Here is a 10,295-nt window from a genome sequence, read left to right as displayed (position 1 = left end):
GCCCGGAGCCCCCGGTCGCCGGCGCCCCCCAAGACTCCGGCCGGCTCTGCTGCCCCCACGGCTGCGCCTGCGGCGGCGCCCCGAAGGGCGCCTGGTTCGGATCCTGATACGACACGGTCGTCCCTCACCCCGTTTCAGTGTTCAGTTGACGGATGGCCGTCTCGACGGACGGCCGCGCGTGCGTAGAGCCTAGCGTCCGCGCCCCCGGCGGGAAAAAGCCGTTAGCCGCCCGTTACCGCGCTTGGTCAGCGCTTTGCCGTCCAGTAGATGTCCGTGACGTACGGGATCTCGATGCGCTCGCCCTGCGTCTCCGGATAGCGGTCGAGCACGCTCTGCAGTTCGCGGCGGATCTCCTCGCGCGCCTCGACGCTCAGGGTGCTGATGCGGCTGGAGGTGAGCGCCTGGCCGAGCACGCCCTCGCGGTCGGTGGTGTACGGATTGGCCACGTGCGCCGAGTTCAGCGCCTTCCAGCCGCGGCGCCCCTCGAACGCCGTGCGCCAGGAGCCGTCCGTGTGCACCGGGAGCTCGTCGGTGCGCCAGGCCGAGTAGATCCGCGAGTACGCCGCCACCCACGGCACCGTCGTGTCGAGGGTGTTCCAGACCAGCCCGAGCCGCCCGTCGGGCCCGGTCACCCGCTCGATCTCGGTCAACGCGGCGGCGCCGTCGAACCAGTGCCAGGCCTGCGCCGCGACCACGGCGTCCACCGAGGCGTCCGGCAGCCCGGTCGCCTCCGCGATCCCGGCCACCGCCTGGACCTGCGGCAGGATCTCGGTCAGCCGCTCGCGCATCGCCGGAACCGGCTCCACCGCCACCACCTGCGCCCCGGTCAGCGCCAGCAGCCGGGTGAACTTCCCGGTGCCCGCCCCGAGGTCGGCGACCCGCGCGCCGGCCTTGAGGTCCAGCGCGTCGGCGAGCACGGCGAGGGCGCGGGTCGGATACGAGGGCCGGACGCGCTCGTAGTCCGCCGCGGCGAGTTCGTAGCCGGTCTCGGCGGCGTGGTGGATGGCCACGACGTCGAACCTAGCACCACCGATCATGTTTTGAACGTATTGGCGGGTAGCGAGGCGCGGCCGAAGGGTGACGATCCGATAAACCCCAGGCGCCTGCGTAGACTTCGGGGGCGCACGCACCACCGCCGGAAGACGGAAAGACCGGGTACCCCACGTGACGATTCTGCTGGTCTCGACCGCGGACACCGACCTGCTGGCCGCCCGCGCGGCGGACGCCGGATACCGGGTCGCCAACCCGGCGCGTTTGGCCGAGACCGAGCTTCAACTGCTGCTCGACGGGGTGGACGTGGCGGTGGTCCGGCTGCTCGGCGGCGCCCGGGTGTGGGAGGCGGGGCTCGCGGCGCTCGCGAGGGCCGGCGTGCCGACGGTCGCGCTCGGCGGCGAGGCCGTGCCCGACGCGGATCTCATGGCTCTGTCGTCGGTCCCGGTGAACGTCGTCGCCCAGGCCTCGCGCTACCTGATCGCCGGCGGCCCGGACAACCTCGGCCGGCTCGCGCGGTTCCTGCGGGGCGCCGCGGCCGAGGAGGTCGTCGAGGCCCCCGAGTTCGGCGTTCACGGCGCCCGCGCCGAGAACCCGGATCTGCCGACCGTCGGCGTGGTCTTCTACCGCGCGCACGAACTGTCCGGGAACACCGCCTTCATCGACGAGCTCTGCGACGCCGTGGAGCGCGCCGGGGCGAACGCGCGCCCGATCTACTGCTCCTCGCTCCGCTCGCTGCGCGCCGGCTCCGGCGAGGGCCTGGTCGGCCTGCTGCGCGGCTGCGGCTCGCTCATCGCCACCGTGCTCGCCGGCGGCGGCGCGGTCGCCGCGGACGCCGTCGCCGGGGGCGACGAGGACGCCTGGGACGTCGGCGCGCTGCGCGACCTCGGCATCCCGGTGATCCAGGGCATCGCGACGACCGGTTCCCGCGCCGCCTGGGAGGCGTCCGACGCCGCGATCTCCCCGATGGACGCCGCGATGCAGGTCGCGATCCCCGAGTTCGACGGCCGGCTGATCTCGGTCCCGTTCTCCTTCAAGGAGCTCGACGAGGCCGGCATCCCGGTCTACAGCGCGGACCCCGAGCGCGCCGCCCGCGTCGCCGGAATCGCCGTACGCCACGCCCGGCTGTCCCGGAAGCCCAACGGCGAGAAGAAGATCGGCATCCTGCTCTCCAGCTATCCGACCAAGCACGCGCGCATCGGCAACGCCGTCGGCCTGGACACGCCCGCCTCCGCCGTGCGGCTGCTGCGCGCGATGCGCGACGCCGGCTACCTGGTCGGCGAGTTCCCCGAGGACGGCGACCGGCTCATCCACTCGCTGATCGCGGCCGGCGGCCACGACGTCGAGTGGCTGACGGAGGAGCAGCTGGCGACGGCCACCGCGCGCGTTCCGCTCGCCGACTACGAGGCCTGGTTCGGCACGCTGCCCGAGCCGCTGCGCGAGGGCATCCGCGAGCACTGGGGCGAGGCGCCCGGCCGGCTGTACGTCGACGGCGACGAGATCGTGCTCGCGAGCCTGACGTTCGGCAACGTCGTGCTGATGATCCAGCCGCCGCGCGGCTTCGGCGAGAACCCGATCGCGATCTACCACGACCCCGACCTGCCGCCGAGCCACCACTACCTCGCCGCATACCGCTGGCTCGAGCGCTCCTTCGGCGCGGACGCGCTGCTGCACCTCGGCAAGCACGGCACCCTGGAGTGGCTGCCCGGAAAGGGCCTCGGCATGTCGGCGGCCTGCGCCCCCGACGCCGTGCTCGGCGAGGTTCCGCTGATCTACCCGTTCATCGTCAACGACCCCGGCGAGGGCACGCAGGCCAAGCGCCGCGCGCACGCGACGGTGATCGACCACATGATCCCGCCGATGGCCCGCGCCGACGCCTACGGCGAGCTCGCCAAGCTGGAGCAGCTGCTCGACGAGTACGCGACGGTCCAGGCGCTCGACCCGGCGAAGGCCCCGACGCTGCGCGCGCAGATCTGGGAGGTCGTCACCTCGGCCGAACTGCACCGCGACCTGCACCAGGAGGCGATGCCGGGCGAGGAGGAGTTCGACGACTTCGTGCTGCACGTCGACGGCTACCTGTGCGAGATCAAGGACGTGCAGATCCGCGACGGCCTGCATATCCTCGGCCGCGCGCCGGAGGGCGACGAGCTGGTCAACGACGTGCTCGCGATCGTCCGCGCCAAGCAGGTCTTCGGCGGCGTGCACGGCGCGCTGCCCGGCCTGCGCCGCGCGCTCGCCGCGGCCCGGGGCCTGCCCGAGGACGCCGAGACCGACCCCGACCACGTCGACGCCCTGGAGCAGTCGGCGCGCGATCTGATCGAGGCGCTGGCGGCCGCCGACTGGGACGCGGCCGCGGTGGACGCGCCCTCGCCCGAGGTCGCGAAGGTGCTGGAGTTCGCCGCCTCCGAGGTCGTCCCGCGCCTGCGCCGCACCACCGACGAGATCGACAACGTGCTGCTCGCGCTGAACGGCGGCTACGTCCCGGCCGGCCCCTCCGGCTCGCCGACGCGCGGCCTGGTCAGCGTCCTGCCGACCGGCCGCAACTTCTACTCCGTCGACCCCAAGGCGATCCCGTCGCGCACCGCCTGGGACGTCGGCAGCGCACTCGCCGAATCGCTGCTCGCCCGCCACAAGGCCGACACCGGCGAATACCCGCGGTCGGTCGGCATCACCGTCTGGGGCACCAGCGCGATGCGCACCCAGGGCGACGACCTCGCCGAGATCCTGGCGCTGCTCGGCACCCGTCCTACCTGGGACGCCGCGTCCCGCCGGGTGACCGGCTTCGAGATCATCCCGCAGGCCGAGCTGGGCCGGCCGCGCGTCGACGTCACGGTCCGCATCTCAGGCTTCTTCCGTGACGCCTTCCCGCACGTGATCTCGCTGGTGGACGACGCGATCCGGGCCGTCGCCGAACTCGACGAGCCGGACGAGCTCAACTACGTCCGCGCGCACACCCGCGCCGACCGGCGGGCGCACGGCGACTCCCGCCGGGCCACGACCCGCATCTTCGGCTCGAAGCCCGGCGCGTACGGGGCCGGGCTGCTGCCGCTGATCGACGCCCGCAACTGGGACACCGACGCCGACCTGGCCGAGGTCTTCGCGGTGTGGGGCGGCTACGCGTACGGCAGGGGCCTCGACGGCCGCGAGGCGCGGGCCGACATGGACGCCGCCTTCCGCCGCATCGAGGCCGCCGCCAAGAACCAGGACACGCGCGAGCACGACATCGTCGACTCCGACGACTACTTCCAGTACCACGGCGGCATGATCGCCTACGTACGGGCTCTGACCGGCAGCTCCCCGGCCGCGTACGTCGGCGACAGCGCCGTCCCCGACGCGGTCAGGACGCGCACGCTCGCCGAGGAGACCCACCGCGTCTTCCGCTCGCGCGTGGTGAACCCGAAGTGGATCGCCGCCATGCAGCGGCACGGCTACAAGGGCGCCTTCGAGCAGGCGGCCACGGTCGACTACCTCTTCGGCTACGACGCGACCGCGGGCGTGGTCGACGACTGGATGTACGAGCGCCTGGCCGCCGCGTACGTCTTCGACGAGACCAACGCCGAGTTCATGCGCACGTCCAACCCCTGGGCGCTGCGCGGCATCGCGGAGCGCCTGCTGGAAGCCGCAGAGCGCAAGCTGTGGGCCGCGCCGGACCCGGCGACCGTCGACCGGCTGCGCGAGGTCTACCTGGAGCTGGAGGGCGACCTCGAAGGGGAGTGAGCCCTCGAAGGAGTGTGAGCCTCGCCCCTGAGGCGCGCCGACGTCAGCGCGGGCGACCTCGAAGGAGTGTGAGCCCTCGAAGGCGAGTGAGCCCTCGCCCCTGAGGTGCGTCGTCGTCAGTCCCCGGCGAGTTCGCGCAGCTTGAGCACGGTGTCCCAGTTGCGGCCCGTGGCCACCTGGACCTTGAGCTTCCTGGTCAGGAACTGCTGCGTGAACTTGCTGGTGTGCACCCCGTTCGGGCTCCAGCTGTAGAGCTCGTCGCCGATGAACGCGAACTCGTCGGGTGCGAAGTCCTCGGGCTTGAGCGCTGCGACGAGCCCGGCTTCGGGAGCGTGATCGAAGAAGGTCACCACGTACCGCTTGGCGTCGGCGACCCGATCCGGCAGCGGATTCGCGGCGATGACCGCGTCGAGCTGCTCCGTCGTGCGCATCACGCACTCGACGACGAACCCGAACTCGTCGAGCAGCAGCTTCTCCAGCCGCCTGCCGTTCTCCGCCGCGCTCAGGCCGCCGTCCGCCAGCAGCACGTTCCCCGACTGCAGGTGCGTCGCCACCTCCTGGAACCCGGCGGCGGCCATCAGCTCCCGCAGCTTCGCCATCGGGACCTGGCGCTTGCCCACGTTCACGGCGCGCAGCAGCGCGATCTGCCTACCCATGGTCGGATCCTAACCGCGCCCGCCGACACACACGCTGCCGATCACGCCGTTCATCCGGCCGGGGCGCCGATCTGGTCGGCTTCGAGCGCGGCGCGCAGTTTCGCGACGGCCTGTGCGGCGGAAGTGATCTCGGCGGGGGAGAGGGTGGCGCCGACCAGTTCGGCGAGTGTGTCCGTGAAGGTGTGCTCGGCGGCCTCGACGAGGCGCACGCCGTCCTCGGTGAGCGCGAGCAGCGAGGAGCGGCGGTCCGCGGGGTTGGGCCGGCGCTCGACGTAGCCCAGGGCCTCCAGGCGGTCGGCGCCCTTGCTGGTCGCGCCGATGCCGATGGCGAACTCCGCGGCGAGGTCGGCGACCCGGGCGCCGGGGTGTGCGTGCAGGTAGCGCAGGGACTCGAACTGCGAGGTCACGATGCCGTGCCGGCTGCGGAGCCGCTCGTTGAGGGCGTTGTACAGCCGCGTCTCGCTGCGGACCAGGTCGGCGAAGAAGCCGGGCAGGGCGGACGGCTCGTTGCTCAATTTAGATTCCTTGGCATATAGTGTCTTGGAAGATACTTCCTAGGCTACCTCTGAGGAGAGCGTACCCGTGAGCAGCCGACAGCGCGCGGACGTCGCCGCGAGATTCCGGCACCCCCGGCCCGATGCGCAGCCCGGCACGCCGCCGTCGATCGAGGCGATCCGCGCCGGATTCAAGGCCCTGATGGCCGGGATGCGCGTTCCCGAGACCGTCCGGACCGCCGCCACGACACTCGGCGGCCTGCCCGCGCTGCGCGTCGAGCCGGCGGCGGGCGGGGCCGGCACGTCGGCCGCGGGAACGATCCTGTACTTCCACGGCGGCGGCTGGGTCTGCGGCTCGCCGGAGACCGCGTTGTCGGTGACCGGGCACCTCGTGGCCAAGACCGGCATCGCGGCGTACTCCGTGGACTACCGCCTCGCGCCCGAGCACCCGTTCCCGGCCGCGATCGACGACACGCTCAGCGCCTACCGCGAACTGCTGGAGCGCGGTGTGGACCCGTCGTCCATCGCGTTCGCCGGAGAGTCCGCGGGCGGCGGGCTCGCCGTCACCACCTGCCTCGCCGCGCGCGACGCGGGCCTGCCGCTTCCCACCGCGCTGGCGATCTTCTCGCCCGGCCTGGACGCCACGCGCAGCGGAGAGAGCATGCGCACGAAGGAGGACGTCGACCCGTTCTTCACGCGGGAATCCGTCGGACGCACCGGAGCGATGTACCTGGCCGGCGCCGATCCGCACCAGCCGCTGCTCAGCCCGGCGCTCTACGCCGACCTGGCCGGCTTCCCGCCGATGCTGATCCAGGTGGGCACCAACGAGATCCTGCTCGACGACTCGACGCGCCTCGCCGCCCGCGCACGCCAGGCCGGGATCGACGTCATCCTGGACGTCACGGCCGACGTGCCGCACGTCTTCCAGTCCCTGGTCGGGCTCCTGGACGAGGCGGACGAGGCGCTGGAGCGCGCCGCGCTCTTCCTCGGGCAGCGGATCGGCCGCGCTTAGCCGGCCGCCGCTTCCGGGTCAGAGCTTGCGGAACAGCCGGGCCTCCTCGGCGGCCGCGCGGACCGACTCGAGGTCGCCGCCGGCCGAGGCCGTCACCACCGCGGCGACGGCACCCTCGACGAACGGCGCGTCTGCGAGCACCGCGCGGGCCTCCTGGCCCACGCCCTCGTCCAGCAGGGTCTTGACGGTCAGCAGCGCACTGCCGAGGTCCCCGAGCAGCAGCACGCCCGCCCCCTGGTCCGCCTCGCTCACCGCCCGCTCGATCCGGCCGTAGCTCGTCCCGAGGCTGCCGTCGTCCATGCCGCCCGCCGCGATCACGGGCACCTGGTCGCCGCCGAGCTCACGCACGAGCTCCGCCAGCCCTTCCGCGAGCTTCGGGCTGTGCGAGACGAGGACGACGCCGACCAGTTTCACGATCCACATCCTACCGGGCGCGCCCGCCGACGCTTTCGGCCAGTGCGCGCCAAAGCAGCGCCGCCGACGCAGCACCCGGATCTTCGTGCCCTTCGCTGCGCTCGCCGAGATAGCTCGCCCGGCCCTTGCGCGCCCGCAGCGGGATCGTGCTGCGCGCCGCCGACTCGGCCACGTCCGCCGCCGCGCCGAACGCGCCGTCGACGGACGCGCCGTCAGCCAGACCCGCCAGCAGCGCGTCGAGCGCCGGGACGAACACGTCCACCATCGTCTTGTCGCCCACGCTCGCGCCGCCGAGCTTCTGCACGCCCGCCAGCCCCGCGGCGATCGCGTCCGCCAACTCCCGCGCGCTGACGCTCTCCGCCTCGCCGAGCGCCTTGCCGGTGCGCCGGAACACGGTGCCGTACAGCGGCCCGGACGCGCCGCCGACCGACGAGATCAGCGTCGTGCCCACCTGCACCAGCGCCGCGCCGGGGAACTCCGGCGGCTTCGCCTCCAGCGCCGCGCGCGCCGCCGTGAACCCGCGGTCCAGGTTCGTGCCGTGGTCGCCGTCGCCGATCGCCGCGTCGAGCGACGTCAGCCGCTCCTTCTCGGCCGCCACCGCGCTCGCCGTGCGCTCGATCCAGTCCAGGAAGAACCCGACCTCGAGACCGGCCGCGTCGCCGGCGTGCGCATCGCTCACGCGCCCCACCGTAGTGCGGGAGTGTTGACCGGCGCATCCCACAGGTCGACCAGATCGGCGTCCGCACGGCACAGCGTGACCGAGAAGCCGGGCATGTCCAGGCTGGTCACGTAGTTGCCGACGAGGTTTCGCACGATGCTGACACCGCGCGACTTCAGGGCCGCCTGCACCTCGTTGTAGACCACGTACAGTTCGAGCAGCGGACTCGCGCCCATCCCGTTGACCAGCGCGATGGCGTCGCCGGTGAAGTCCAGGTCGGCGCAGACCGCCTCCACCGCGAGCCCGGCCAGCTCCGCGGCCGGGGCCATCGGCGCGCGCCGCCGGCCCGGCTCGCCGTGGATGCCGATCCCCACCTCGATCTCGTCCTCGCCCAGCTGGAAGCTGGGCTGCCCGGCCGCGGGCGTCGTGCACGGCCCGAGCGCGATGCCGAACGAGCGGCTGGTCGCGTTCACCCGCTCGGCCACCCCGGCGACCGCCGCCAGGTCCGCGCCGCGCTCGGCCAGCGCTCCGGCGATCTTCTCGGCGAACAGCGTCGCCCCGGTGCCGCGCCGGCCCGCCGTGTAGAGCGAGTCCTCCACGGCCACGTCGTCGTTGATCAGCACCGAGCGCGACTCGATGCCCTCGTCCTCGAGCAGCTCGGCGGCCATCTGGAAGTTGAGCACGTCGCCCGTGTAGTTCTTCACCAGGAACAGCACGCCGGCGCCCGCGTCCACGGCCTGCGCGGCGGCGAGCATCTGGTCCGGCACCGGGGAGGTGAACACCTCGCCCGCGCAGGCCGCGTCCAGCATGCCCGGGCCGACGAATCCGGCGTGCAGGGGTTCGTGCCCTGATCCGCCGCCGGAGACCAAAGCGACCTTGCCCGCCGTGCTCGCGTGCGCCGCGCGGCGCACGATCCGGCGCTCCACGTCCACGGTGAGGCCGGGATGCGCGGCGGCCAGGCCCGCGAGGGCGTCCGACACGACCGACTCCGGCGAGTTGATCAGCTTCTTCATGCTGGACATTCTGCCGCCCGCCGTCCATGAGCGGTAGGCGGACGGCGCACTCGGGCGGCGCGCGCCGGGGGTCGGTCGGGGCGGTCCGGTCGCGGCCGTTATGCTCTGTAGCCGTCGGCAGCGCAGGAATCCGGTGAGAGTCCGGAACGGTCCCGCCACTGTCAACGCCCGTCCGCGGACGGCGCGTGAGTCAGGAACTGCCCGCCGACCGCACGGACGGACCTCCTGGTTGCTGCTCGAGCGGGCGTGGGCTCCCGCAGAGAAGAAAGGCGCAGTGTTGCGTTTCCCCTTTTCGGCCGTTCTCGGCCAGGACGACCTGCGCTTGGCGCTCATCCTCAACGCGGTGCACCCGGCGGTCGGCGGCGTGCTGGTGCGCGGCGAGAAGGGCACCGCGAAGTCCACGATGGTCCGCGCGCTCGCGGCGGTGCTGCCCGCGGTCGACGCCGTGCCCGGCTGCCGCTTCTCCTGCGACCCGGCGTCGCCCGACCCGGGCTGCCCGGACGGCCCGCACGACGGAGCCGAGGACGCCGGGAGCCCGGCCACCCGCCCGGCGCGGCTGGTCGAGCTGCCGATCGGCGCGTCCGAGGACCGGCTGACCGGCGCCCTCGACCTCGAGCGCGCGCTCGGCCGCGGCGAGGCGGCGTTCCAGCCCGGCCTGCTGGCGGCGGCGCACCGCGGGCTGCTGTACGTGGACGAGGTGAACCTGCTGCCCGACCACCTGGTCGACGTGCTGCTGGACGCGGCCGCGATGGGCGAGGCGCACGTCGAGCGCGACGGCGTCTCGGTGCGGCACGCGGCACGGTTCCTGCTGGTCGGCACGATGAACCCGGAGGAGGGCGAGCTCCGGCCGCAGCTGCTGGACCGCTTCGGCCTGACGGTGGACGTGGTGGCGAGCCGGGAGCCGCGGGAGCGGGCGGAGGTCGTGCGGCGCCGGCTGGCGTACGAGGCCGATCCGGCGGGGTTCTGCGCGCGCTGGGCCGAGGCGGACGCCGAGGTAGGCCGCCGCATCGCCGCCGCGCGCGAGGCGCTGCCGAAGGTCGCGCTGCCCGACGCGGAGCTGGAGCGGATCGCCCGGATCTGCGCGGCGTTCGAGGTCGACGGCATGCGCGCCGACCTGGTCACGGCGCGCGCGGCGGTCGCGCTCGCGGCGTGGCGCGGCCTGTCGGCGGTCACCGCCGAGGAGGTCCGCGACGCGGCCCGGCTCGCCCTGCCGCACCGGAACCCCGTACTCCGCGGGCGGAATCCGCACGACCGTCGCCGCCACCCGGGCAGCCGACGACGTCCAGCTGCGCGCCAACGTGCGGCGTCTGGTGCACGAGATGGCGGCGCAGGGTACGACGA

9 protein-coding genes and 1 riboswitch are annotated in these 10,295 nt (G+C 73.4%); of the genes, 3 read left to right on the top strand and 6 right to left on the bottom strand.

Features of this window, described 5'->3' with window-relative positions:
• Positions 1-245: 245 nt before the first annotated feature.
• Entirely contained in the window at positions 246-1,037 is a 792-nt protein-coding gene (locus KDK95_RS32460; RefSeq protein ID WP_212522181.1) for a class I SAM-dependent methyltransferase, read from the bottom strand.
• A gap of 133 nt (positions 1,038-1,170) precedes the next feature.
• Between KDK95_RS32460 and cobN the strand changes: the two genes are divergently transcribed.
• Positions 1,171-4,707, top strand: coding sequence for a cobaltochelatase subunit CobN (gene cobN, locus KDK95_RS32455; RefSeq protein WP_372463421.1), 3,537 nt, complete (start codon positions 1,171-1,173; stop codon positions 4,705-4,707).
• A gap of 116 nt (positions 4,708-4,823) precedes the next feature.
• On the opposite strand, the gene KDK95_RS32450 is transcribed toward cobN, so the two are convergent.
• Together KDK95_RS32450 and KDK95_RS32445 are read right to left on the bottom strand one after the other, a co-directional pair.
• Complete coding sequence (locus tag KDK95_RS32450) at positions 4,824-5,363, bottom strand: DUF1697 domain-containing protein (protein ID WP_212522179.1); 540 nt, start codon at positions 5,361-5,363, stop codon at positions 4,824-4,826.
• A 50-nt stretch (positions 5,364-5,413) separates the two neighbouring features.
• Entirely contained in the window at positions 5,414-5,878 is a 465-nt protein-coding gene (locus KDK95_RS32445; protein WP_212522178.1) for a MarR family winged helix-turn-helix transcriptional regulator, read from the bottom strand.
• Between the two features lie 67 nt (positions 5,879-5,945).
• Between KDK95_RS32445 and KDK95_RS32440 the strand changes: the two genes are divergently transcribed.
• Positions 5,946-6,869, top strand: a complete 924-nt coding sequence (locus KDK95_RS32440; RefSeq protein WP_307844847.1) for an alpha/beta hydrolase — start codon at positions 5,946-5,948, stop codon at positions 6,867-6,869.
• Positions 6,870-6,887: 18 nt separating this feature from the next.
• Here KDK95_RS32440 and dhaM read toward each other — a convergent pair whose 3' ends face one another.
• From dhaM to dhaK, 3 genes are read right to left on the bottom strand one after another with little or no spacing between them, the layout of a single operon-like run.
• Complete coding sequence (gene dhaM / locus KDK95_RS32435; protein WP_372463420.1) at positions 6,888-7,292, bottom strand: dihydroxyacetone kinase phosphoryl donor subunit DhaM; 405 nt, start codon at positions 7,290-7,292, stop codon at positions 6,888-6,890.
• A 1-nt stretch (position 7,293) separates the two neighbouring features.
• Positions 7,294-7,962 carry a dihydroxyacetone kinase subunit DhaL gene (dhaL, locus tag KDK95_RS32430; RefSeq protein WP_307844844.1) on the bottom strand — a complete coding sequence of 223 codons (669 nt, stop codon included), beginning with the start codon at positions 7,960-7,962 and terminating at the stop codon, positions 7,294-7,296.
• Complete coding sequence (gene dhaK / locus KDK95_RS32425; protein WP_212522176.1) at positions 7,959-8,954, bottom strand: dihydroxyacetone kinase subunit DhaK; 996 nt, start codon at positions 8,952-8,954, stop codon at positions 7,959-7,961. Before dhaK ends, dhaL begins: the two co-directional genes overlap by 4 nt.
• Positions 8,955-9,052: 98 nt before the next feature.
• Positions 9,053-9,174: riboswitch (cobalamin riboswitch) on the top strand.
• 54 nt (positions 9,175-9,228) lie between these two features.
• Here dhaK and KDK95_RS32420 point away from each other — a divergent pair.
• Positions 9,229-10,295: magnesium chelatase ATPase subunit I (locus KDK95_RS32420; protein ID WP_212522175.1), on the top strand; the 1,067-nt coding region annotated here is incomplete at its 3' end.

The organism is Actinospica acidithermotolerans (assembly GCF_018139625.1).
GTDB lineage: Bacteria > Actinomycetota > Actinomycetes > Streptomycetales > Catenulisporaceae > Actinospica > Actinospica acidithermotolerans.
The sequence above is the reverse complement of the archived record's forward strand: the minus strand, read 5'-3'. Positions and strand labels throughout refer to the sequence as shown.

Bases quoted from the DNA above. Each gene is read 5' to 3' on its own strand.
- KDK95_RS32460 (WP_212522181.1), bottom strand. From the start codon at position 1,037: ATGATCGGTGGTGCTAGGTTCGACGTCGTGGCCATCCACCACGCCGCC.
- KDK95_RS32450 (WP_212522179.1), bottom strand. From the start codon at position 5,363: ATGGGTAGGCAGATCGCGCTGCTGCGCGCCGTGAACGTGGGCAAGCGC.
- dhaM (WP_372463420.1), bottom strand. From the start codon at position 7,292: ATGTGGATCGTGAAACTGGTCGGCGTCGTCCTCGTCTCGCACAGCCCG.
- dhaK (WP_212522176.1), bottom strand. From the start codon at position 8,954: ATGAAGAAGCTGATCAACTCGCCGGAGTCGGTCGTGTCGGACGCCCTC.